The 25,418-nt window shown below is 39.0% G+C and carries 20 protein-coding genes; 15 read left to right on the top strand and 5 right to left on the bottom strand.

The genetic code is table 11. The annotated features are described in order from the left end of the window. Positions 1–64 precede the first annotated feature (64 nt). Complete coding sequence (locus tag LCM20_RS16815) at positions 65–1,513, bottom strand: DASH family cryptochrome (RefSeq protein WP_225196658.1); 1,449 nt, start codon at positions 1,511–1,513, stop codon at positions 65–67. 184 nt (positions 1,514–1,697) lie between these two features. On the opposite strand from LCM20_RS16815, the gene LCM20_RS16810 reads away from it, so the two are divergent. The 4 genes from LCM20_RS16810 (at position 1,698) to LCM20_RS16795 (ending at position 5,643) form a co-directional block, all read left to right on the top strand. Then, complete coding sequence (locus LCM20_RS16810; RefSeq protein ID WP_225196657.1) at positions 1,698–2,390, top strand: hypothetical protein; 693 nt, start codon at positions 1,698–1,700, stop codon at positions 2,388–2,390. 136 nt (positions 2,391–2,526) lie between these two features. Then, positions 2,527–3,006, top strand: a complete 480-nt coding sequence (rlmH, locus tag LCM20_RS16805; protein WP_225196656.1) for a 23S rRNA (pseudouridine(1915)-N(3))-methyltransferase RlmH — start codon at positions 2,527–2,529, stop codon at positions 3,004–3,006. Between the two features lie 677 nt (positions 3,007–3,683). Further along, complete coding sequence (locus LCM20_RS16800; RefSeq protein ID WP_225196655.1) at positions 3,684–4,538, top strand: DUF6414 family protein; 855 nt, start codon at positions 3,684–3,686, stop codon at positions 4,536–4,538. Then, positions 4,528–5,643 carry an AAA family ATPase gene (locus LCM20_RS16795; RefSeq protein WP_225196654.1) on the top strand — a complete coding sequence of 372 codons (1,116 nt, stop codon included), beginning with the start codon at positions 4,528–4,530 and terminating at the stop codon, positions 5,641–5,643. The genes LCM20_RS16800 and LCM20_RS16795 overlap by 11 nt, the downstream gene beginning before the upstream one ends. Positions 5,644–6,104: 461 nt before the next feature. On the opposite strand, the gene LCM20_RS16790 is transcribed toward LCM20_RS16795, so the two are convergent. Together LCM20_RS16790 and LCM20_RS16785 are read right to left on the bottom strand one after the other, a co-directional pair. Beyond that, positions 6,105–6,440, bottom strand: coding sequence for a hypothetical protein (locus LCM20_RS16790; RefSeq protein ID WP_225196653.1), 336 nt, complete (start codon positions 6,438–6,440; stop codon positions 6,105–6,107). A 143-nt stretch (positions 6,441–6,583) separates the two neighbouring features. After that, positions 6,584–6,988, bottom strand: a complete 405-nt coding sequence (locus LCM20_RS16785; RefSeq protein WP_225196652.1) for a hypothetical protein — start codon at positions 6,986–6,988, stop codon at positions 6,584–6,586. Between the two features lie 429 nt (positions 6,989–7,417). Between LCM20_RS16785 and LCM20_RS16780 the strand changes: the two genes are divergently transcribed. After that, complete coding sequence (locus tag LCM20_RS16780) at positions 7,418–8,983, top strand: hypothetical protein (protein ID WP_225196651.1); 1,566 nt, start codon at positions 7,418–7,420, stop codon at positions 8,981–8,983. A 16-nt stretch (positions 8,984–8,999) separates the two neighbouring features. Beyond that, positions 9,000–10,286: a hypothetical protein gene (locus tag LCM20_RS16775; RefSeq protein ID WP_225196650.1), complete on the top strand. Its 1,287-nt coding sequence runs from the start codon at positions 9,000–9,002 to the stop codon at positions 10,284–10,286. A gap of 226 nt (positions 10,287–10,512) precedes the next feature. Here LCM20_RS16775 and LCM20_RS20270 read toward each other — a convergent pair whose 3' ends face one another. Beyond that, positions 10,513–10,590, bottom strand: a complete 78-nt coding sequence (locus LCM20_RS20270; RefSeq protein ID WP_225196663.1) for a DUF1659 domain-containing protein — start codon at positions 10,588–10,590, stop codon at positions 10,513–10,515. Between the two features lie 139 nt (positions 10,591–10,729). Here LCM20_RS20270 and LCM20_RS16765 point away from each other — a divergent pair, with 139 nt between their 5' ends. After that, the gene (locus LCM20_RS16765) at positions 10,730–10,996 is read left to right on the top strand and encodes a helix-turn-helix domain-containing protein (protein WP_225196649.1); all 267 of its coding nucleotides are present in this window, start codon (positions 10,730–10,732) and stop codon (positions 10,994–10,996) included. A gap of 308 nt (positions 10,997–11,304) precedes the next feature. On the opposite strand, the gene LCM20_RS16760 is transcribed toward LCM20_RS16765, so the two are convergent. Further along, on the bottom strand, positions 11,305–11,499 hold the full coding sequence (locus tag LCM20_RS16760) for a hypothetical protein (protein ID WP_225196648.1): 195 nt from the start codon (positions 11,497–11,499) through the stop codon (positions 11,305–11,307). A gap of 315 nt (positions 11,500–11,814) precedes the next feature. Between LCM20_RS16760 and LCM20_RS16755 the strand changes: the two genes are divergently transcribed. From LCM20_RS16755 to LCM20_RS16720, 8 genes are all read left to right on the top strand, one after another. Further along, complete coding sequence (locus LCM20_RS16755; protein WP_225196647.1) at positions 11,815–13,437, top strand: DEAD/DEAH box helicase; 1,623 nt, start codon at positions 11,815–11,817, stop codon at positions 13,435–13,437. Beyond that, on the top strand, positions 13,427–15,259 hold the full coding sequence (locus LCM20_RS16750) for an ATP-binding protein (RefSeq protein ID WP_225196646.1): 1,833 nt from the start codon (positions 13,427–13,429) through the stop codon (positions 15,257–15,259). The genes LCM20_RS16755 and LCM20_RS16750 overlap by 11 nt, the downstream gene beginning before the upstream one ends. Before the next feature lie 4 nt (positions 15,260–15,263). After that, a complete protein-coding gene (locus LCM20_RS16745; protein ID WP_225196645.1) occupies positions 15,264–16,184 on the top strand; it encodes a hypothetical protein in 921 nt (306 codons plus the stop codon). Between the two features lie 228 nt (positions 16,185–16,412). Next, entirely contained in the window at positions 16,413–18,593 is a 2,181-nt protein-coding gene (locus LCM20_RS16740; protein ID WP_225196644.1) for a DUF262 domain-containing protein, read from the top strand. A gap of 274 nt (positions 18,594–18,867) precedes the next feature. Next, positions 18,868–19,899, top strand: coding sequence for a hypothetical protein (locus LCM20_RS16735; RefSeq protein ID WP_225196643.1), 1,032 nt, complete (start codon positions 18,868–18,870; stop codon positions 19,897–19,899). Between the two features lie 356 nt (positions 19,900–20,255). Further along, positions 20,256–21,182 (top strand): DUF4007 family protein, encoded by a 927-nt coding sequence (locus LCM20_RS16730; RefSeq protein ID WP_225196642.1) that lies wholly within the window; start codon positions 20,256–20,258, stop codon positions 21,180–21,182. Between the two features lie 20 nt (positions 21,183–21,202). Continuing rightward, complete coding sequence (locus LCM20_RS16725) at positions 21,203–24,568, top strand: hypothetical protein (RefSeq protein WP_225196641.1); 3,366 nt, start codon at positions 21,203–21,205, stop codon at positions 24,566–24,568. Between the two features lie 14 nt (positions 24,569–24,582). Then, a complete protein-coding gene (locus LCM20_RS16720) occupies positions 24,583–25,395 on the top strand; it encodes a hypothetical protein (RefSeq protein ID WP_225196640.1) in 813 nt (270 codons plus the stop codon). The last annotated feature ends 23 nt before the right edge of the window (positions 25,396–25,418 follow it).

Here is a 25,418-nt window from a genome sequence, read left to right as displayed (position 1 = left end):
AAGTCGCGCCCAAGAATAGAAAGCCTCTCTGGAAAAGAAAACAAGTAGAGCACCATCCGGCACTCTACTTGTTCATCGCTTCCAAAAACACGGCCTTACGTTCCTGCATCGCGGACAGAAGGTCGACGATCGGGAGCGGGTAGTCTTCTCCTAGCATGACGCCGAACTGTTCCTGCTCGACCATTCCCATTTCGCGTGGCTTGAAGATCCATGGGACCGGTACGTCACGAAGCTCTGGGAGCCAGTGGCGGAGGTAGGCACCTTCCGGGTCGTAGTCCTGCGCTTGCTTCTCTACATTGAAGGCTCTGAACTGGACGGCATCGTTCCCGACTCCTGCGATATACAGCCAGTTTCCGTAGTTGCTGGCCACGTCGTGATCGACGAGCTGGGATTCGAACCAGGCGGCTCCTTCACGCCAGTCGAGTCCGAGGTTTTTCGTAAAAAAGCTGGCTACATTCTGACGGGCGCGGTTGGATGTGAAGCCGGTCTCTTTCAGCTCCCGCATAGCGGCATCCACGAGCGGATATCCGGTTCGCCCTTCGCGCCAGGCGACAGCATGTTCCTGATTATCATTCCACGGCACGTCCTGATCGCGTAAGCCGGAGGGGAAGAAAATACGGTTCCCGTGCTTGCGGTGGACGAGGTGGAAGTAATCGCGCCACAACAGTTCGAAGTAGAGCATGTAGGTGGACCGGTTTTTCACACTCTCCTGTTCATACTTAAGGATCTGCTCGTAGACGACCTTCGCTGACAAGCATCCGTGGGCGAGCCATGGCGAGAACTTCGATGAGTCATCCTCCTTCAGCATGCCGTTCCGCGTTTCCTTGTAATGCTTCAGGCGGTCTTTATGAAAAATATAGTCAAGAAGCCTCTCCTTCGCATTCGAAGATCCTCCCCGGTAGCGAGGCTCCCGATCCAGCTCCTTCAAGCCGAGCGCTGATAAAGAAGGGCACTCCCCGTAATCGAGAGATAGTGATGCGCCTTGCACATCCTTCGGCGGTGTAAGAGAAGGGCGCACCATTGTATTGTTCTTCTCAATCCGTTTTCTGAACTGAGAGAACGTATCGGGTAGATCGTGTATGTCAAAAGGGAGATCGTCCGGGTGATAGAGGTTGCGTCCGTGGTCGACGGTGAAGGTCGTATCGGGAAGCGATCCGCGCACGCGCTCTTCAACACGCTGCTCTTCGCTGCCTATCTCCTCATGCAAAAAGACGGACTCAATGTCCACTTCCTCTTGGATGGACGTGAACGTATCGACCGGGTCCTCATATCGCACAAGGAGCGGCACACCGATATCGGATAAGTTGTTTCTCAAATCGTCTACGCTTTCGCGTATGAATTGAGCACGGTGGCGGTCCGTCTTCGGAAAACCGTACGCTGTCTCCTGATACTCCTCTGGATCGAATATATAAACGCCAAGTACAGGGCGACCACTCTTCGCTGCCCGGATCAAAGGCTGGTGGTCGTGTACTCGTAAATCTTTTCTAAACCATACGATGACACAAGAACTCATGATGTCTCCTCCTTCCTCTTCTAAACATTCCCGAAAAAGGGCGGAAAAAACCGAAAAACAGCAGATACATAGCGCTTGTATCGGCCGGCGATATGCTGCGCAAATTAATTCGTATCGTATGACGATATACACTTGAAAAAACGCTTCAAAACGTGCATATTTAAGATAGAGGAGGAGGTCCGGTATGCGACACGATATACAGCCGAATGAACGAGCATATTCTACGAAAGAAGTAGCGGAAGAATTGAATATTGCCACCCCGACCGTCAGGAAGTATGGCCAGATCCTAGAAAGAAGTGGGTACGAGTTTTTCAAAAACGGCACACGACGAGTTTTCGTTCAATCCGATGTAGACGCTTTGAAAGCGATACGCGATACGGACAAGCCTCTGGAGGAAATCGCCCTTGAGCTCGTCGATTCTCAGCAGGATCGGCTGACGAGCCGTTCAACCGATGTAGCGACTGCCGATACATACGATATGCCAATGGAAGATCCACAGAAAATGCGCGAGCTTCTCATGTTCATCTCCAAAGAACTGGCGGCATCCCGTGAAATGAACACCCAACTGGCAAACGATATGGCGGAAATGAAAGAGAACGTCGGCCGCCTGAGACAAGACCACCACGTCATCAGCTCCGGCATCGGCAACTCCACCCAGAAAATGAACAAGCTGATCGACCAGCAGCAGAAGCAATACGAAGAAATGCTGGAAGAAGAAAAGCAGAAGAACGACCAACTTCAAAAAGAAATCGAACAAATGCGCGAAGAACAGCAGAAGGTATGGCGTGCACAGAACGACTTCAACACACGCCTCGAAGCGACCGTCAAAGAAAAGAGCGGAATCGAAAAGCTCTTCGCCCTATTGTTCCGAAAATAAATCAATCCTCCCTTCGACAGGGAGGATTTTTTATATGTATCCTTCGACAATATTTCCCGGGAAATCTCCGCCCAAGCAACGAGCTCATCCCGTCTATGATACACTTGAATCAACAAACACTACGGAGGATTCACACATGAAAATCACGATTGTTACGGTAGGAAAACTGAAAGAAAAATACCTCAAACAAGGCATCGCCGAATACGTCAAACGCCTTGGCCCCTATGCCAAAGTAGACGTCATCGAAGTCCCAGATGAAAAAGCACCTGAAAACTTGAGCGAAGCCCAAATGATCGAGGTGAAGCAGAAAGAAGGCGAACGCATCCTGCAGAAGATCAATCCGGACAGCTACGTCATCACACTCGAAATCGAAGGCAAACAGGTCACTTCCGAAAAGCTCGCCAAAAAAATCGATGACCTGGCGACCTACGGCAAAAGCAAAGTCGCGTTTGTCATTGGCGGATCGCTTGGTTTGAGTGACGAGGTGCTGGAGCGCAGTGATTACGGACTGTCGTTCTCGAATATGACGTTCCCGCACCAGCTGATGAGGCTGATGTTGGTGGAGCAGGTGTACCGGGCGTTTAAGATTATTCGGAACGAGCCGTACCATAAGTAAATGAGGTTTTTAAAAAAGTAGCTGTCTAATACAGACAGCTACTTTTTTAAAGGGGAAATACTTCTTTATTTAAGATGCTAAGTGCTTGCTGCTCAAGCAGATACGATTTGTATCTAAGTTCTTTAGATAAGAGTGCTTTATCATTATTTTCTTTTTTACATGCGAACCTAGGATATATGCTCTGCTTCCAAAGTGTCTAAAAAACCGTAGTAAGTGTATCTTAATACTAGCTCCTTTTATATAAAGAGTTTAAGAAAATATAGCCTGCAGGTAGGAATTATTTGCATTAAATTATCGCTAATAGCTACCCTTCAAAAAGTTTAGGTGCAAAAAGGGCTTTCCCAAAAGTACCTCTAGCAGTAAAAAATATTGCTTGTTTCTGATAGCGAGTTGTTTATTTTTTTGCTCTGAGTGAGATTCTTTCGGAAGAAACTTACCCGTGGATGGATTGAGTTCATTCATATCTCTTCCCTCAAACAATTGAGTCCAGTATCTCTTTTCCATAAGTACTCTTTTAAATCTAGAAGGTAATATAAACCTACTAGAAATCTAGGAATCACCCAAAAACCTTAACTCTTTGGAATTTGTTTTCAAAGAGTTCATCATTCCACCGTATGATAAAATAGAATAAGTTGGAAATGAAGAACAGGATTCATTTTATGCAAAGGTGGATTGGTATGACAAAGAACAAAGGTACACAACCTCACTTTCTAAAAATAGTCTATTTTGATGAAGGTTCTGCTTTAGATTATTTAGAGGCTGCTCACGGTGGAAGATATGATAAGGTCTCTTCAGATATTATTCAAAGCGTGAAGAAAATTGCGGGGGAAGTAAGTGCGGAAGCTTCTACAGACCCAAAAATTCTATCTTTTGTAGTAGATTCTTTATTTGGCTTGAAAGGGAAAATAGGGGGGAGTGGATCTTACAATCGGGATAAAGATAAAAAGATCAGTGAAACCGTAAGTAGTACAGTCCTCTCCAATTTTATTGATGAAATCTTTGGTGATAAAGATGGAGATGAAAATACGAGAAAAAATTTCGGGATTTTCTCGAATACCCGTTTAGCATTCATACCTGATTCAGTCACTTACTTAAAAATGATAGCACCAATGCTAAAAATAATTAGAGAGGAATCCCTAGGAAATGATATGCCAATTCAGCTTAGTGCACTAGACCAAATATTTAGTGAAGCAAAAGGATATTACGATTTAGTCTCTATTGAAGAAGATAGGAAAGTATTTCGATTTAACTTTGATGCATTAAGAAATAACTACAGGCTTAATGATTTAACCAAAATGAATATAAAAATTGTTGGAATAAAAGTTGGGGAATGTACAGAATCTCAATTAGATTGGGAGGCTGAATTTAGTGAGGACCAAAGTGAGGTACAGCAAACTGATACCAGAAGTGCTTTTGAAAATATTTTGGGGCGAGAACAAGGCCATACAGATGAGGAACTACCAAATAATAACGAAAAAAAATTAAGTATTTACGATGTAATACTTGCTGGAGTTGCTAATGATGGAAATTAAAATTTTTAATGGGCCGGACAATGCATTTCAAGAATATATCAATGGTACATCATTTACTACAATGAACGAAGTAATGATGCAAATCTTTGAAACTGAGCATTCTTATACTGTTAGAACTGAGGATTCTGAGTGGAAGCCAAAAATTTACGAGTATGAAACTATTGTTTGTTATAGGCAGGAATATTCCTCAATGTCTACTAATTTAATTAATAACATAATGCTCCTTTTCAAAAATGTAGAATGTAATCAGATTTATTTTCAAAATCCCCCTATAAATATAGTTGAGTCACTTCAAAGAAATCATGAAGTCACTGTTTTTTATCATGATTTTGAAAAAGTTGATTTTGAAAAGTTATCAGGCCTAAAAGAAATTTACACAGAAAGAATAATTGGCCAGGAACGTGTGCTTGATGTATTGCTGTCTGTGGTTAATGTTTCTAGAATAAGACAAAGTAAGAGACCAGTCGTCATTATGTTTTATGGTCCACCAGCCGTAGGTAAAACTGAAACTGCTAAAATATTATCAGAAGCCTTGTATGGAAATGACCATATAAAGCGATTCCAATTATCAATGTATCAGACTGAGCATGCATACAAATTTTTATTTGGAGCAGACCCACAGAACGATAGCTTAGCAAAAGACCTACTCTCGAGAGAAAACAATGTCATTTTGTTTGATGAATTTGATAAAGTCCATCCTAATCTATACAGTGCATTTTACGAGCTCTTTGACGAAGGTAGAATAAGAGACAATAATTATTCAGCAGAATTAGATAACTCAATCTTTATTTTGACTTCTAACTACTCAACAAAGGATGAAATAAAAAACAGTGTAGGCCCTGCGATTTTTTCTAGGATTACAGAGTGTATTAGATTTGCAGACCTAAGTCCCGAAGCAAAGAATGAGATTATGACTAAGAGGTTTGAGGAGTCTTTTGAGAACCTGCCTGAAGAGGATAAAGAGTTACTATCCGGGGTTAGTAGAAAAGAAATGGTGGACGAGCTATCTGTTGAATTGGGGAACTTAACTAATTCAAGAGATATTAAGAATACTATTGAAAAGTATTTAAGCTTAAAAATTTTATTAGTAAAGGGCATTTTGTAGGATGAAACCTCATTTATATTCATTACGGAGAGCGGTATCATAAATGGTGAGAAATATGATGGCAATTGAATATTGCTCTATCATATCTCAAGCATAAAAATGGTGACTCGTTTTGGTCACCATTTTTTATTTATCACAGATTGTTGGAACAATTTGTTAGAAGTCGTTCATACTCTTGTTTGATCAGAGCATCATACCGTGAAAAAGCCAGAGGACAAGGTCATTACTTTATTCTTTGGCTTTTTTAGTATTAATAACTGACAGGAGTGAAAGTTCCGGGTTATATAATGGGGTTTTTGAAACCTTTACCTCCTTAAAACAGTATATAAAGATACGAAGGGAGTAGCGATCGGAGCAGGGAAGGATGAAGAAGCAAAGAAGAAAGGAATTATGCTCTAAAGCCTGACATCTTCATGAACAGAACAAAAAAACACCAGCACTTAAGCGGGTGTTTCCTTGTCTTACGCTAACTTCCTTTCATACATGAGCTCTTTCGTCTCCACATTCACAGCATCGACCACCATTTCAGAAACATTCCCCTCTGCCGTCTTCGTCCCCCAAAGTCGGATCAGGTTCCCTCCATTGTGATCATGAAATTCCGTATGTACCGTTCTGCTGCCATCCTCCTGCTCAGAGACGCGGCCATTTTTGAATTCCATCGTTTCTCTTGGCTGGCTGAGTAAGTAGTCTCTCAGGACCTGTTCGTATTCTGGGAAAGCGAGCTGGCTTTCGTCTAAGCCTGTTTCCAGCTGTTCGAATTTTGTGTAGTGATGGATGATATTTGGTTCTTGATTCATTGTGGTTCCTCCTCTTAATGTTCTGCTACGCTCTTTCCCGGAAACGTATATGGAGAAACGTCAGAAAAATTGGGTCTATCATTCTTTTTCGCATTTAAAAGGTTTCAAAAAAAATCGCTATCGAAGCCGTCTTTCTATCGATATCAATCATTATAGGCAACCAACATTTCATCCCACACCTCTACCTTAAGCTTCTCCAATTGAGGCTTCACAAATTGCGGGACCCGTTCAGCTAATGACAGGCAGAATGCATCCAGAGAAACGCCTTCCATTTGCTCAATTTTCTCGAATAGACTGCGGACTTCATGCAATGTTTCAAGAGCAATAGCATAGTCGAGCACTTCTCGAACGAGCTGGTCGCGGTGATGTCTTCGTTCCTTGTACTCCTTGATATAGTCGTTCAGCTTCATCAATTCCGCCTCACTCAACATCGGGTCGCCTTCCATTTCCAAGCGATGCCCGTCGAGAAATGAGAAGTGGAGCGAGATGCTTTCGTTGATCTCCAGTTCATAGTCAGAAAAAACGGTCTTATACGTGTCTATATTCATATTTACATCCTCCTCTTAATACTACGAATCCAATCGATCTAACTGTCGAAACATATCAAAGACTGTTGCAGAACAAAGATTACTAGTTTTATTATCCCCCTACTAAAGTTGTGTTCATATTTTCAATAATAGAGAAGATGTTACGTTATTTCTAGGCTTGACATCGTTGGATGGTTGAACCCGTGGATTCTTTACAGGTGTGCTTCATACTAGATACGCCACAACGTAGCTAAGAGTTCGAAACAGCTAGGTCTTATTACGGTATGAAGTTAAGAAGAAGATAAAACGTTAATATACACGCAGACAACAGCTGAATGAAACAATGGTTTGTCTATTAGAAGGACTGAGTTTTTTGTGAACAATATGACCTAAACAATAAGAACCAAAACCCGATAGTATACAGAAAGAATCACGTAAGGAGTGGATACGTTGGACGGAAAAATTTTGGCGAACAGCCTCGTTTCCCTTAAAGGAACAGACCTTCGCATGGTGTATGCCTTATTACTGAAGACGAACATTACACAGCTTCTGTCATCCAAGACAAAAGATTTTCTCACGAAAGAAGAGACCGATCACTTCACCAATCATTTGGAAAAAGAAATGAAGAAAGTCGAAGCCATGGACGACGCGATGCTTCAGGTCGATTTGTTTTTAGAGATGACCAAGCTATTGAAATTAAGAGGGACAAAATATACGGTACAGAAAGAAATCGAAGACCAGTGTAACGAGATTGTGCGCCAGACTTACGCAACCTTCCAGAAACAGAATAAGAAATTCCGATCCTTTTCCGAAAAACAGTCCAACACGACCGAGCTCCAGCAGCTGGTGAATTTCCAGATGATGCAGGTCTTCAGTGAATTCGATGATAACTTCGACGGCTTCTCGATTGAAGACCAGACAAAGTTCGCTCAGAAGGTGAACGAATACATCTTGAGCCTCCCGAAGGAAAAGCAGGAGAAGATTAAGGAGAAGCTCGGGGTAGATCAACTGACGAATGAAGTCGTCCGCAAAGCGATTGCAACAAGTGGGACGAGCATTGTATTCGCAATCATCGTCGAAGTGAGCGGCTTCGCGTTCTACACGACCGCCACTTCACTGATTGCTTCGTTTGCCGGTCTCTTGGGTCTTACACTGCCCTTCGGATTTTACACAGGCCTCACCTCCACCATCGCCATCGTAGCGAACCCGTTATTCATCATTCCGCTACTTTTGGGGGGCGGCGTCCTTATTTTCAATCAACAAAATAAATCCTTGAAGAAAAAACTGCTTCCGATCACCGTCATGCAGGTGGCGCTTCCTTATATGAGTGAAGGGGGAGATTCTGTCGAGTTCGAGCCCTTCATCAAGGAATGGGGAAGCCGTTATCAGCATTACGTGCAGCGGCAAACGGCTTTGCTGGAAAACGAAGCGAAGCAGGAGGAGAAAGAGCGTCAGATCAAGCTCCGCGAACGAACGATACGCGCAATCGATATGAAAATCGTCGGAGAATTCGGCCGAATCACGGACATCAGACAGGAGATTCGATCTTCCTTGAAAGGTGCTAATCTGAAGCGGTTGGAAGTCGGACGCGTCTTTACGGACCACGCCGATGAATATCATGAAATCACTCGTCACATCGCCGATTTGAAGCAGAAAAAGAAAAAGATGAAAGCCGATACGGGTGTCTGGAAACAAATAGGGAACACGTTCTCGAATTTTTCAAGCTCGATGGACATCCGCAGCTGTGAAAAGAGGCGCGATGAAGTGTTGGATCGCCTCGTCGATGACGTCCTTAACGCTTCCGGCACCTATAAACGAGCAGAACGCGAAGCCGTCGAAGCTCTCGACCTTCACATCGAGGATTTGAAAGAGAAGAGAGCTGTCGAATCGAATCAGAAACAAGCGCTGGAACAGGAATGCAACAACTTACGCGGTGCCCATCACCTCATCAGCAAAAAAATCAAAAACATGGAAAAGCAGTACCACGGGTTAAGAGATCTGGCTGTTTCCATGTAGGAAAGAGGCGTTCAACATGTCGATTTCAAACAAGGAATTTTGGTCCTATTGGAAAAAAGGGCAGTATGACGACGCTTTGCACTGCGCCGTTGAAGAAGAGAAGAAATCCGGTCCTCGTCTTCAGACGATGCTATTCGGCACCACAGAACAGATGAAGCAGACAGGTGCCATCACCTCCGTCAGTGCAGGGGAATTCATCTACGACTACGTGATGATCAACCCGACAGTCGTCGAAGGTGTCGATTTTGCAAGAGCAGACGACTTGTCCTCCCTGTTCACCCTCAGCCAGTTCTCAGGAGCAATCGATACGACGGTACGAACCGGCGACATGGCACAGCTGCAAGGATACGTGGCCGAGCAGATGGTAGCGGCTGAACTCGAGGCGAAGGGGCACGATGTCGAGTTCCCTGGAGCCTCAAATCAACCAGGTTACGACCTCATAGTCGACGGTCAGCCGTTCCAAGTGAAGAGCCTCCAAGACCCTGACGGTGTACGGGAGCACCTGGAGACGTATCCTGATATCCCGGTCTATGTGAATGAAGAGCTCGCCCCTCATTTCGAAGGGAACCCGAACGTGTACGTCTCAAGCGTGTCACAAGAAGAAGTCTATGCAGCCACCAGCTCGACCCTCGACCATTCAGACGACCTGCTCGACTTCGAAATTCCCTGGATCAGCGCGGGCATCAGCACCATCTATAACATCAAGCGCGTGTTCAAAGACGACGTCGTCATCAACCAAGCCGTCGTCAACGTCGTAAGCGACACCTCCTCACGCGTCGTCTTAGGAGCCCTCGGTCAAAAGACAGGCATCCTCGTCGGCACCCTGCTTTTCGGACCCGCCGGAGGCATCACAGGAGCCATGGTCGGAGCTTACGCAGGCGCCGGTCAAGGCGGAAGACTATCCAACAGTGTGCGTCGCATGCTTTCAAAAAAGCAGGAAAACGAAATGAACTCAGCAACGGTGACGCTGATCGAAAAAGTCGTCGACGTGACGTACGAAAAGGAAACCATCAAACAACGGAAGATGGCCGATATCGAGAACCGATTCAAAGATACGGAGGCGAATGCGTCCATTTTGAAAGAAGTGAAGCAGCGGTTTCAAGGTGAGGTGAACTATCTCGTGAATAAAAGGGAAGAACTGTTGGAGTTCGCTTCGTCTTTCAGTGATGGGTCTGTGTATGTCTTGGATGTGCTGCCTAATGTGATGGCAGTGATTTCGAAGAGCGGTGTGCACCCGGTTCATTTCCAGGAAGAGATGGAGGCTGTGGGGGAGTGTTCGAGGGAATTGGTGAAGCGGTTGTGAAGAGTGCGTTTTTTTGCCTGATCCCCGATGCAAACAGTGTATAACGGCTAGTCTATTCAAATTGTTTTCGATCATTAAGTCCGGTTTACCCTCTATACGGTGCAGCAGGTAAAAAGCGATCGTAATCGGAAGCCGACATCTGTGTGACGAAAGCGAACTACATATTCATCGATCCCCCTAATTTAAATAAGGTTCGAAGATCATGAATTCGTCATAACGTGTCGACTCACGAATTGCTAAAAGACTTAGTGCGGTAGATGTTTTCCCCTTTTTCATCAGTGCAACCTTCGAAATTCAGGTGAATTCGGCTATTAATTTTTCTTTCGGTTAACAGCCACCTTAATCACCTCTTTCACTTCTTTATGTTTTAATATAAGTTTTTTTGTACTGAATGTGACTCTCCGTACGTGGTCTTATGACGGCGGCAATCGGAAGATTTTAGTATGGAAATTTCATATGATCAGAAAATAAGAAGAGTTGTCGGTGATCAGATACGTCACGTGAGAAAGAGTAAGGAGATATCCCAAGAAGAGCTTGCATTCCGAGCTGGTATTGATCGTACATATATTAGCTTCATAGAGAGAGGTATCAGGAGTCCAAGACTTCCTGTGTTGTATCGTATAGCTCATGCTCTTAAAGTTTCTCCTGGTGAACTACTAGTAGAGGTTATAGATTCACCTGACCCAATACAGGGGGGTGAAACAGATTAGAAAAGAAATCTTTTACATTAATTATGGGAAGCTTTCTTTGCTTGTAGATATTTATAAAGCTGATAAATTCATTGCTAAAACAGTATTAAAGGGGGTTCATTTCCAGTGTGAAGCAATTGACAGAAAGACAGTCATTGAGGACCTTATAAACGTTATAAAGAACAATAACAATTTAAACAATAGATAGAACAATATTATTTCTGAATCTAGTCACAATACATCTTCATATCCAAAAGCCTCTTTTAATGCATAGGCTATTGGGTATGAAGATCTTTGTAAATCCACTAACTAATTTAATGTGCACATTTCTAATTATCAATTTTATATTCTCGAAGTGCCCACTTACCTTTTCCTTTTCCTTCTGGAGCATAAAATATATCCATATGATCACCCGGCTCACCTCGGAAAATCTCACAATCACTTGAGTGAAGGTATATATTTTTGCGGATTTGGGCTTTCCAATCTGTGAATTCATTTATATTTATTAAACTACTTTTTTCCACTTCTCTGTACACCTCTTCAAGAGTACCCACACCCCCATTCTTTTGAAGTGCTTCCCTAATGGCATGAATCCATTTGTTATGACGAAAAATTTAAAACCCCTCCTACCGTTGAATTGAATGAAAAACATTCCTATATTTCAGTTAATTTGATTCATAATACACAATAGATAGATGAAATGTAAACAAAAAGACTTAATAATTTAAAGATTTCTTGTGTTTTCGTAATTAAATATACGCACCTCATACCATAAAGTTACTTCTTTTGATACAATTGGGTTGCATACCTTAGGTTGTTGATAGAAAGTAGGTGACTAAATGCTTTATGTTGAAAAGGTATTATCTAGGGCAGACGAAATAACAATTCAACAAATAATTGGTTCTCAGACACTAAAAATGTTGCGATTAGTAGATGATATGTACCAATATAATAGTAAATTAAAGGAACTAGTTCGAGAGGTGGAAGGTAAAGAGTACTTGTTGTTAGACCCGAATCTAAGACGTGTAATAATTGATCTATTGAAACAGGATGAAATTAAACACTTAGCACTTGCTTTGGATTTATACGACTCTGATAGCAGTATTCCCTCTATTTATCATAAAATCAAAAGTAAGAGGTTTAGTCGAGGATCGGATGATGAGAGAGAAATATTTTCTTTCTTTAATCTAACCCCTCCACCTATTCAACAACAAGAGGAATCTACGGCATTAACTATCTCTAACGGACAATACCCACTATTTAAACACCAAAGAGATGCATCTAAGAAAGTAAAAAAATTACTTAACGAGTCTCCCAAGAAAACGTTACTGCATATGCCTACTGGATCTGGAAAGACTAGGACGACCATGAACATAATTGCTGATCATCTTAGAGAAAATGAACCTACAGTAGTAGTGTGGTTAGCCGCTAGTGAAGAACTATGTGAGCAAGCTGCAGAAGAATTTGAAAAAGCTTGGGGGTACTTGGGAAACAGACCTATTAATATACATAGATATTGGGGCAATAAAGACCTGGAACCTTCAGATATTACAGAAGGGTTAGTTGTTGTTGGATTTCCTAAAATCACATCTAAAGTCAAACGTTCTAATGGTCATAAATTCATTGCCAATTTTGCTAATAAAACGTCACTAATAATCGTTGATGAGGCACATCAGGCAATTGCAACTACCTATAGGTATGTGCTAGATACTTTATTTGAACACGACGATAACAAAATGTTACTTGGGTTAAGTGCTACACCAGGCAGAACGTATGACGATGTAGAAGAAGATAAAAGATTAGCGGATTTTTTCTCGAAGAAAAAAGTGATATTAGAAGTTGATGGTTACGAAAACCCCGTCGAATATCTAGTTGATGAGGGGTATATTGCAAAAGTGAACTTCAAAGAACTCGTATATCATGGAGATTCTTTTCAAAGTGACGACTTTGAAAGGTTCTCTGAGATTCCGAAGGACGTTCTAGACAGATTAGGAGAAGATGAACAGAGAAATATTAAAGTAATTCATGAAACAAAGAAGTTAGCAAAGAACCACAAGAGGATTATTTTATTCGCCCCTTCGGTTAATTCTTCTGAGAGCATTTCATTTGTCTTAAGAACTATGGGGATTACTAGTTATTCTTTAACTGGAAGCACGAATCCTACAAAAAGAAAGCATGTTATTGAAGACTTTAAAGATGACGGTGAAGATGTGAAAGTGTTGTGTAATTATGGAGTGTTAACCACAGGGTTTGATGCTCCTCAAACCAGCGCCGCTATAATTGCTCGCCCAACCATTTCGTTGGTGTTGTATAGTCAAATGATAGGTCGTGCAATACGAGGAGAAAAAGCTGGTGGGAATAAGGAAGCTGAAATTTTAACGGTTATTGATCAGGGGTTACCCGGATTCGGATCGGTCGCAGAAGCATTTGTAAATTGGGAGGATGTTTGGAATGAGTATTGAAACAAAGAATAATTCGTATGTTCCGGCACATTTGGCGATTGAAGCAATGAGGGATAATGGATATAAGAACACTGCTTATGCAGTTGCGGAACTTATTGACAACTCTATTCAAGCTGGAGCTACAGATGTGGAATTGTTATGTTCAGAGGAAGAAATTCAATTATCAAAAAGGAAAAGTAAGCGACTGAAAAAAATAGCAATTCTAGATAATGGTTCAGGGATGGATTCTGAGGTATTGGCAAAGTCTTTGCAATTTGGTAACGGGACAAGGTTAAAAAAATCAGAAAGGACTGGGATGGGAAGGTTCGGCATGGGTCTACCGGCGTCTTCGATTTCTCAAGGTAAACGAGTAGATGTTTGGAGTTGGCAAGGTGGTATTGAGAACGCTCAAATGGTTTCGTTAGATGTGGATAATGTTAAAGATAATCAAGCAGGTGACATGCCTTTACCTGTTAAGCAGCCGGTTCCTGATGAATGGGTTGAAGCAGCAAGTAATATAGGAGAATCCGGCACTTTAGTTGTCTGGTCTAAGCTAGACCGTATGATGTGGAGTAAAGGTGAAACTCTTGTTTCTCATTCAGAGCTATTAATTGGGAGGATGTATAGGAAGTTCTTAGAGAACGATAAAGTGAAAATCAACTTGAAAGTTTTCGATGAAACAAAACCGACTATTTTCTCGCTAGAGAGACTTACGCTACCAAATGATCCAGGATATTTAATAGAGAAGACCAGCTGTCGCGAACCTTTTACTGACAGTGCAATGTTTGAGCCTTACGGTGGATCAGAGAATCACGAGAAGAAATTTTACATTCACGCTAATGGGGAAGAACATGAAATGTCTATTAGACTTTCAATTGCAAAAGATGAAGCGCGTGAAGGTACCGCCGGTAGTAAACCTCATGGTAAGCACGCAGCAAAAAATGTAGGAATTTCTGTTGTAAGGGCTGGTCGAGAATTAGAACTAGATCAAACGTTAGTACTTAAATCTACTCCAACTGAGAGGTGGTGGGGTGTAGAGGTCGAATTCCCTCCTTCTCTTGATGAACTTATGGGTGTAACAAATAATAAACAAACAGCTAGAAACTTCTCCGATATTTTAAGCATTGTAGAAGATATTGAAAAGATGCAAAAAGACGGAAGAAACATCAATGAAATTCAAGATGAATATGAGGAAGAAGGGGATCCTCGTGCGCCCTTGATAATTGTTGGGGATTTTATTCATAAAAAGATAAAGCTAATGAGAAAGAGTATCGATAGACAAAATAAAGGCAATAGAAAAAAGAGGTATGAAGATCCAGGTAACGGTGTTGAGAAAAAAGCAACAGATCATACAAACCAAAGAAAAGAACTCGGTTATTCAGGTGCGAGCGATAAAGATGAAAAAAATCCACCAAAAGAAAGACAAGATGCTATCGAGACGGGTTTAAAAAACCAAGGTCTAGATTCTCAAACTGCTAGACAGGTAGCCGAATATACAGTTAAGCACGATCTAAAGTACTCCTTTATAGATTTTTCTTTTGAAAGTGACGCATTCTTTACCGTTAGGCCAAGTGGAGGCGCAATTAACATCGCAATTAACAGAGAACACCCCGCATATAAGAATTTAGTTGAAGTGCTATTGGATGATGGATCAGAAAATGAGAGCGTAGACAGTCTCAAGAAACGCTTAGAGAAAGCTTCAGAAGGTTTGAGATTACTATTGGCTGCATGGGCTAGATTTGAAGATGAAGTCCCTGACGGTCAAAGGAAAGATATCATTCAAGATATTAGGAAAGATTGGGGAAGAATAGCTAAAAATTTTATGACTGAGGAAGAATTGTAGAATCATGAGCATTATTCTTCACTCAGAAGAGATACTTGAAACCGTACTACGGAACCTTAAAAAAACAGAGAGTGAACTAACAGTTGTTTCAGCTTATGTAAAAGTTGAGGCACTCAAAGTAATTGATGAAACAATAAGTATCCCTTTAGAAAAGAAACGGCTGTTGGTTCGCTTTAGAATGGATGACATAATATCAAAGAGCTCAGATTTTGAACTTATTGAGTATTGTTCAAAGAACGACTGGGATTTATTTTTTAACTTCGATCTTCACTCCAAGATTATGATCTTTGATGAAGCCTCTTTTGTGTTAGGGAGTGCAAATGTAACACTTTCTGGATTAGGACTGTCCAAAGCTCCGAATATTGAAAGTGTGGTATACGGTACCTTAGGTTCAGATCAAATAGATAAAGTGGATTGTCTCTTTAATTCTTCGGCAAAAATGAACAATACCGTTCAGAAGAGTATGGAAGATCAGTTAAGAGCAACGAAACACTTAGAAGAGAATTTCTTAAATGCCCAATGGGATGACTTCATTCATAAACAACATGATTCTATGACAACTTTGAATAACATGTGGTGTTCAGAGATGCTTTATAGCAGTTCACCATATGATCTCTATAGCAGAGATTGTTCTCTTCTTGGAATTACAAGTAAAGATTCTGGGGATATGGATCTAATAAAAGATAGGTTTATGAAAACTAAAGTTTATAGGTGGCTATGGGAAGCTTTTGATGAAGAAGCTTATTTTGGATATCTAACCAAAAAGCTACATTCTTCTTTAATAGATGATCCCTCACCATATCGCAAGGATGTTAAAGAGTATCTATCTAACTTGCTAAATTGGGTAAAAGAGTTAGAAATAGAAGCGCTTTCTTTAGATCGTCCTAATTATTCTGAAAGAATTCGTAAAATAATCATTAATTAAAGAATAGCTTATGAAGTAATAGCTTGAAAGTAAGAGGTCGTATATGAATCAGGGGGAGGTTCATCATAGGGGTATCCATACGAAGTACCTTTATCTACTGCCATTTTATTTTTATGAAAGCTTAAGTAGTAACACTTTCAGGTTTAGAAATTTAATAATTGTGTAAGCGATAATATTAATGGTTCTGGTGTATAATAATGTAAATAAATAGATGTATGGAGGGTCAATGTGAATAATACTAAGACACTGAGAGAGCTATTTAAAGATAACGAAAACGGTAAGTTAGTACTACCAAACTTCCAGCGTGGGTATGAATGGAAGGAATATGATCAAAAATTGCTACTATCTACTGTTTTAGTGAAGCTTCCTATAGGGGGGTTGCTATTACTAGAAGGGAACAGAGGAGAGTTTGCTACAAGACAGCTGTGTTATGAAAGTGAGGATTTTGATCAAGCAGAAAATTGCCTGTACCTTTTAGATGGACAGCAGAGGACTTCAACATTAAGAGCAATATTTTCAAATTTGTATGGGACTACTGATCAATGGGAACACAATTATGATGAATTATATAAAAAGTTAAGGTATCGATGGTTTATTAACGTTAAAAAAATCGATAACGAAGACATTTTTGGATTTGAAAATTTGTCTTTCAAAAAGTTGGATCGTTTAGAACCAGGACAAGTGTTTGACAAAATCGAATATAAAAAAATCATTAAAGGAAACAAAGATGCTTGGCATCACCCTGCCTTTAGTATTGTAAGAAATGGTGAATACCTTGAAGGAATTTCATTAAAAAACGAAATTGCTAAGTGCGCTGCAGAAGAAGGGATTATACCTTTTTATGAATTGTATAGTTCTGATGAACAATCTAACACTGTTTTAGAGTACACATTAGGTAGAATTGCAAGAGCAAGAGTTGAGGACTTAAAGGTTGAGGTAGAGCAGGGCTCTAAAACACTTACAGAACTAATGGGGCAAAGAAACCCAGAAGTTGTATCGTACGAAGGTAGAGATCAGCTTGACACAGATGAGAAGACTGAGTTGGAACATGCATGGTCTTCATTAGCAGCTGATTGGAAAAAAGATGTTCTTCAATACTTAGAGGGTGTTCTTGATCAGGAGCTTCATGTAATTCAACTACCATCTGATGAAATAAGTAGAGCTACTTCTATTTATGAGAATATTAACAAGGGTGGAAAAGGCCTTGATACATATGATCTAATTGTTGCTAAGGCAGCTGCTGGTAATAGGAGTGAAAGAACATTAACGCAAAGGATTGCATCAACCCTAAGTGCTCCTATTAACCTTTCTGACGGCTTAGTTGATCCATTGAATGGTAGTGTTAATAGAGAGTGGGCAGCCACGCAAATAGGGGCAATCGATGATAAAAAAATCGTAAATCCAATAAGAGAACAATATCTTAATCTACTTTCAATTTTTTCACACGTAGACTACGGTGATTTCTCAAATTTTAAGGTAGACTTAATTAAAAAAGAGAAGCATTTAGAGTTGAACGCTGACCAAATCAACCAAAACACAGAATTAACCACTGTATCCTTGGTACGAGCATTAGCTTTCTTGCAATTTAGATGTGGTAAGCTAAGTATTAACGATCTCAATTATAAGTTGATGTTATTACCATTGGCATATGTGTTAAAAGAAGAAGAACATTGGGAAAGTAGATCCACTATTGCAAAACTAGAGTATTGGTATTGGGCCTCTTTGTTTGGTGGTTCTTATAGAGAAAAGCAAAACCAGCAATGTATAGAAGACATAAGGTCTCTATATGATTGGGTAAATGGAGGAGAGAATCCGTTCAGGTATAGGTTCACTAAAATACTATCTAGCGAAGGATATTCTGATAGAGATGTATTATTATTGGAATCTGAAGAGCGTGAGGTTGTACCTGCTGCTATTAGAAAGGGGCTCTTGGAGTATGTTCTTAGTACTCAACCTAGAGACTTTAACCCGCATAGGAATATTCCGCTGAATGCCTGGGATATAGCAAAAGGGGTCGATGTAGAGCATGAGGATGGTGTAGAACGTCAATTGAAGGTTCATGATCATCATATATATCCCCTAGGGGCTCGATACACCATTGACAAGACTGCTAAAGAGTTAAGAAATAATAGTGATAATATCCTGAATAGTCCTTTAAACAGAACTTACATTTCCGATTATTCAAACTCTAAAATAAGAGACAAATCTCCTGAGGATTATTTTAATTATTTGTCCGATATCACCTCTTGGGGACATGCAATTGGTTTGAATTGGAATAGAGCAGAAGATGAGGAGATGGATGATTTTCACAAGCGACTGCTGAGTAACAGGTATGAGAGATTATTAGAGAGCATAAAAAGCGAATTAACAGACCTTGAGAATGTTGAAGACTTGCAAGGTATAAACTAAATGTGAGGGAGATTGGTAGTAACCAGTCTCCCTCATGTTTTGAAAATATTGTTATATAAATAAATTGGTCTTTAACTCAGTTATATTTGTTTGCCAGGCGTAGGTGTATCATATTACACGAGAAAAATTTTAGGCTAGTTAGCAGATCTACAAATAGGTATTTACTAAGTCCAAATAATAGAAATTTATTAGGACTCGCATTATAATTAGAAACTGTTATGATTGAGTAGATCATGGGTCATATAGAATTCATAGGTATAAAATAGGGGGAAATATGAAACACATAGTTTTTTATAGTGGCGGACTTGGTAGTTGGGCTACAGCAAAACGTGTTATAGATAGATACGGTAAGGAAGATGTAATTTGCTTGTTTACTGATACTCTGATTGAAGATGATGATCTGTATCGTTTCTTATTAGAGACTACCCAAGAGATGTATGGAGTCGAACAAACGGATTTAATTGAGAGAACAAAGCATATTCCGGAGACTAGTCATGAGACAATGGAGGATCGAAAACTGTTCCTAAAGCAATTGTCTGAGGACACTAACAAGCGAAACCCTAACTTTATATGGATAAATGACGGTCGTGATCCTTGGGATGTTTTCAAAGATGTGAGGTTTTTGGGAAATAGTAGGCTTGCGAATTGTTCCCATGAGTTAAAGCAAAAAATGTCTCAAAAGTGGATAAAAGAAAACTTCACGTCTGAAGAGTGTACTCTGTATTTAGGTATTGATTGGACAGAAGAGCATAGGGTCAAAGCTCCTAAAAAAAACTGGGCGCCATATCGTGTTGAATTTCCTATGTGTGAAGAACCACTTTGGACAAAGATTGATATGGCAAAACTTTTAGAACAAACGGAAATTGAACGTCCTAAATTATATGAACAAGGTTTTAGTCACAACAATTGTGGTGGTTTTTGTGTCCGAGCAGGCCAAGGTCATTTCGCTCAGTTATGGGAAGTAAAACCAAGGTTATACATGTACCACGAGGAAAGAGAGCAAGAAATGAGGCATTTTCTCGGAAGAGATGTATCAATCCTGTCGAAGACAAAGACCATCGATGAGTGGGTTGAGCCTAAAAAATATGATCGAGAGACATTAGAAAAGGACTCAGAACTCTACGACCAATTTGAAAAAGGGATGTTAGAAGCGGAAGCTGAAGAGGTTGTTATACCCGGATATTATAGAAAGCGTTCTACAAAAATGCCATTCACTTTGAAAGAGTTGAGACATGAACTAGAACGAGGTGGAGAGCAAGTAGATATGTTCGATATTGGTGGTTGTGGTTGTTTCGTGGACTTTTAATTCAAAAAGGATGCAAGCTGAGTTGCTAATACTAAAAGGTGTTTTTCAATTTAAACAAAATAAAAGGTTATAGTCTTGGTTTAACTTAAGTGCTTGAATCGAATCTAAAGGGGGACACCCCTATTTTATTTATTTTGCAAAATGATATTTTACTCTCGTTTCTTTTTTGGTAAAATTAAGTAAGGAGTACTTTTTTCTCCTTACTACATACATAATGACTACTAAAGGATCATTTTTTTAAAGGTAGTACACCGATCATTTAATTTTAGAACTAAAATAAACTTTTTAAAACCAAGAATATACTGAGAATAATTGAGTTATGAGTGCATCTTTTTATAAGGTGCACTTTTTCCGGAATGATTTTATCATTGGAGCTTTGCTTCCAGCAAGAAAGGAATTTAAATATGGCATTCGGACAGCATCAAAGTTTTTATTTAAGAGATAGATGGATAGAAAGGATTTTTAAAAACGTGTCAAATGACGATCGATTCTTCTATAGAAAAGATGCATTTGAGAAAGTTGGATTAGGTAAAAATATGGTTAAATCACTACGGTTTTGGGCTTTAGCCACTAACTTAGTAGATGAAAGAATAAGAGAAGATCGAAAAAAAGGTCATTTTATAACAGATTTTTCAAAATTTGTTCGAGATAATGACCCTTACATTCAAATGAGGGATACTCTATCTTTATTACACTATTACATTGTAAGTAGAACTGAACCTGCAACTACATGGTATTGGTTTTTTAATATTTACAATGAAACGTTCACTACAAAAAATAGAATTTCAGAAGACCTTATTGAATGGGTAGATATTGAGAAGGACATTAAAGTGTCAGAGAATTCTTTAAAAAGAGATGTGGATTGTTTAATTAAGCTTTACACAGCTGGTCAAAACTCTCAAGACCCTGAAGAGGTCAACCAAAGTCCTCTTCATGTATTGAATTTATTAGAAGTTAGTCAAAATAGCGTTAGAAAGGTATTCAAAGAAGGTAAGGACATAGGATATACAACATTAATGTATGTTCTTTTAGATTACGCTCAAACGAATCAAACTAAAGATTTGCTAGTGGATGAAATATTAAATCAGCCGGGGTTGTGGGGGCGAGTTTTTAATATGTCCAGGTCAAGTGTAGTGGATTCTTTGAATCGGTTAACTGATCATCCGAAACATTCAATTTCATTTATTAGGACAAATAATTTAGACACCGTACGTTTACCAGATATTACTCCTTTAGAATTTTTACAGTTTGAATATGAAAGAAAGGCAGAAGTCGCTTTATGAATTTTAAAACTAGCATAAATGTGAAATTTGATTTTGCAAAGAGTGAATTATTCGATTACTATCTACCTACGCCTTCTCATGCAGGTGCAATGGCAGGTCTACTAAGTGGTTTGAATAACAATACGCAACAGTCGCATATAATTGTTGGTCCATATGGAACGGGTAAGTCACTAATAGGTACATTAATAGCGGGAATAGCTTCACATTTTATTAGAGATGAAGATTATCAAACTTTAATTAATAAGTATGAAAGTGTAGATGATTCAATACACAAAGATTTGAAAAATGTTAAGAGTAATAATACAAAGTTTTTACCTGTCTTTTTAAATGGGTATGAGGGTCGCTTTAGAGAGGCTGTATTATCTGGATTACTTAAGACTTTGAACCGCAACAAGATCCCTATAACAGTACCGGGTGAAGTTTCTAAAATAACTAGCACTATAGATATGTGGGAGCAAGATTTTCCGAAGACTTTTGAAGCATTCAAACACTTTCTTGAAGAGAGTAACAAAGATTATGAACTTTGGAGACTAGAGATCCTTAGTTATAATCGAGACGAAATTGACTGGTTTAAATACATATTCCCTTCCTTAACTGCTGGAACAGAATTCACAAACTATGAGACACAGGATTTTGTAGAGCAATTAAAATATGTTCTGAGTAAATTGAGCAATGAGAACATGGGGATTATTCTTATATATGACGAGTTTGGTCGTTTCTTACAGAACTTAAACTCAGAGTCTATTAATGAAGCGATGCAGGATCTTCAAGATATTGCTGAGCTATCTAATGAAGAGAGTAGTAATCTTCATAATGTTTTAATAGCACATAAAAACTTAAGACAATATTTCTCTCATTTATCTAGAGATTTTCAGCAAGAGTTTCAACGAATAGAAAAACGATACAGTTTGTATCATATAGATAATGACCGGTCAACTTTTTTAAGGTTGGGTCAAAAGATATTAGATGAAGCTAGTTTCTCTCAAGATAGTAGTTATGTATCTAAAATGAAGGAAAGGTTACGAAAGTATCCTTTATTCCAAGATTTAAATATGACTGAGGTAGAACAGCTGGTCATTAAAGGATTCTATCCGTTACATCCAGTAGCTACATTTATTTTGCCAGAATTGTCTAAAGTTTACGGTCAGAATGAGCGAACTCTATTTACTTTCTTAGAAAGTAACATTAGTGGAGGTTTGAGGAAACATATTATCAATACTGATGAATATTATTTACCACATCAGTTATTTGATTATTTCTTCCCCGAGATGGACCGAGGTAATATGGGTTCAGACTACAGTGAAGATATAGCTCTTTTCAATCGGCTTATCAAAAAGACTAAATTAACCAATGAAGAAACGAACATAATTCGTTTGCTATTGATTCTTAAAATTACTAACTCTTATTCTAAGCTTAATATTACTAAGGAATTCCTGTCTTTTTCCATGAATAAGGATATCACCGAGCAATTACAGTCGTTATCTGATAAGAAAGTAGTTCGGTTTAATTACGTACAGGATCACTGGGAACTTTACGATGGCAGCAGTGTTGATTTGAGAAATGCCATAAATCAAAGAGCTCTTGATGTTAAGATGGGCGATGATGAAATAGAGAGTTATTTGTTGTCTTTAATGCACAATAAGTTCTATTTACCAAGCGAGTATAATCATCAAAAGAGTATGACGAGATTCGCAAAAGTGAACTTCCTCTTTGAGGATAAATTAGATGATGTATCCTATGTGACTAATAATGATATAGACGAATCCGACATCTTGATAAATTATGTGTTGCCGAAACGCTCATCTATTTCCACATTGCTAGATAAAGTAGCGAGTGATGAAGATGAATTCACATTCTATGTTATTGAAAGAGATTTATCATTAGACAATGTATCTCCTTACCTAAAAGAATGGAAAACTTGTGAGGTTCTACTTGAAGAAGGTTTATTAGCAAAAGAAGATCAAACTGTAATAGAGGAATTAGAATTTCGCATTACAGAACTTAAGAGTTTAATATACACTAAAGTTGAAGCTTATGATCGCTTTTCGGAAAGCTTAACATGGATTCACCAAGGTAAATCAAATGATATATTGAGTCGTATACAACTCGAACGTAGGCTAACAGAGTTAATGATTGATAAATACCCTCAAACTCCAGAGATTTTGAATGATGCTTTTAACAGACGGAAAATCAGTAGAGTACAAAGGAAAGCTGGAATAGATGTGATAGATGGCATTCTAGGTAATCCATCAGAAGAGAACATTGGAATCACAGGTTCTGGTCCAGATTATTTAATCTATGCTACAGTGTTTAAAAATAATGGTATAAACATTGAAAAATTAAATGAAATAACGCATCCAACTATTAAGGCTATTAGAGAAAAATTGTTACTTACCTTAGCTCAAAATGAATTTTGTACTTTGAAGCAATTAATTGACGTAGTGCAGTCCAAGCCTTATGGAGTTAGGAAACCAATTATACCTATCTTAATAGTGGGATTATTAAGAGACAAATGGAACAATCTTGTGTTATATAAAAATGATATGTTCATAGCGGGTATTAATGGTGAGAAGATTTTCGATATGATAGAAAACGAACCAGAGACAATTTCTGTTCAGTACTACGATTATAATGAAGAATATCGATTATTATTCGAGTACGTTGAAGATGTGTTTGCTGATTATATACATGAGTCTATGGATGATAAGCCCTTATTTCTAAAAGTAACAAGTGCATTATTAGAGTGGCTCAGAAGCTTACCTAAATACACTCAGCTATCAGAAAATATGACTGGAGAACTTATAGATTTTAAACGAAATATTCGTTATTCAGAAATTGATCCGAATGCTTCTGTACAATATCTTAAAACAAAATGGAGCCAGGACGAAAGTTTCTTAGAAAAATATAAAAAAAGCTTAGAGTCATTTATACCTCTTAAAATAAATGAATTTGAAGCTTATATTTATCATAAGTTAAATTGTTCTAACTATGCTGAACTCTTGAGATGGGCTAAAAACCAAGACAGTTTTCAACAAAAGAAAAACCCTCTAGTTTATGCTGTCTTGAATTCAGCCGAGGAAGATCTTATTGAACTTCTAGCTGTGGAAGTGATTGGTATTCCTCTTACTAATTGGTCTGATATTACAACGGAAACTTTTTATGAACAAATTCAACGTCATATACAATCTCTTTATGTTAATACCAGCGAAGGAACAGAGATAAAATATAATGGAAAAGTGAAAAGTGTTAAACAGGTAAGGATGTCTCCTAAAACAAAGACACTTTACGACAATGTTTATAGGATCTTGAAGAATGGAGGACGTACAGTTTCTAACGATGAAATTGAAACGTTAATTGTTCAGCTAATGGAAGACTTTATTGAATAAACAGGAGGATTATTATGGAAAACCAAACAGGTCGTACACCCGTTCACATTGCAATGTTTAGTGGTGGTGCATCGAGTGCTTATGTTGCATACAAAATGGTCCAAACATATGGTAGGGAAAATAGTATGTTATTTTTCACTAACACTCTCTGGGAAGACGAGGACAACTATCGGTTTATGGAAGAGGTTTCAGAGTATATCGGAGTTGAAATTACAGAGGTAGTAGATGGACGTACTCCAGAAGAAGTATTTTATGATTATGGTTTCTTAGGTAATTCCAGAGTAGCGAAATGTTCTGAGGAATTAAAGGTATATCAAACTTTGACGTTCCTGGAGGATCTACGTGATGAGCAAAACTTAGAGCCTATTTTGCATTTTGGCATTGGTCCTCATGAGAAGCATCGTATGGAAAACCTTCAGAATTTCTATAGCCATCATCCGCTGGAACCTGTGGAAACTCGTTTCCCTATGATAGACACGTATAGAGAAGATATTGATGTGAAAAGTATAATCGAAAGTGAATGGAAAATTAAGCTGCCAAGAATGTACGACCTGGGCTTTTCTCACGCCAATTGTGGAGGAAGATGTGTACGTGGAGGCTTAGGGCATTATGCAAGATTATATAAAGTCTGGCCTGAACGTTATAAGGAACAAGAAGAGATGGAAGAAAGGTTTAGAAAGTATTTTGATAAGGACGTATCAATTCTTAAGAGAGACGGGGCGCGCTTCACTATGAAGGAATATAGAGAAATAATGGATGAAGAAGGTATAGATAATTATGTGGATATGCAAGATGATACAATACCTTGCGTTTGTAGTTTCTCATAGAAGTATGTAAAAGAAGAGGGGAT

Origin of the sequence: Halobacillus litoralis (genome assembly GCF_020171725.1) — a bacterium.
GTDB lineage: Bacteria > Bacillota > Bacilli > Bacillales > Halobacillaceae > Halobacillus > Halobacillus litoralis_F.
The sequence above is the reverse complement of the archived record's forward strand: the minus strand, read 5'-3'. Positions and strand labels throughout refer to the sequence as shown.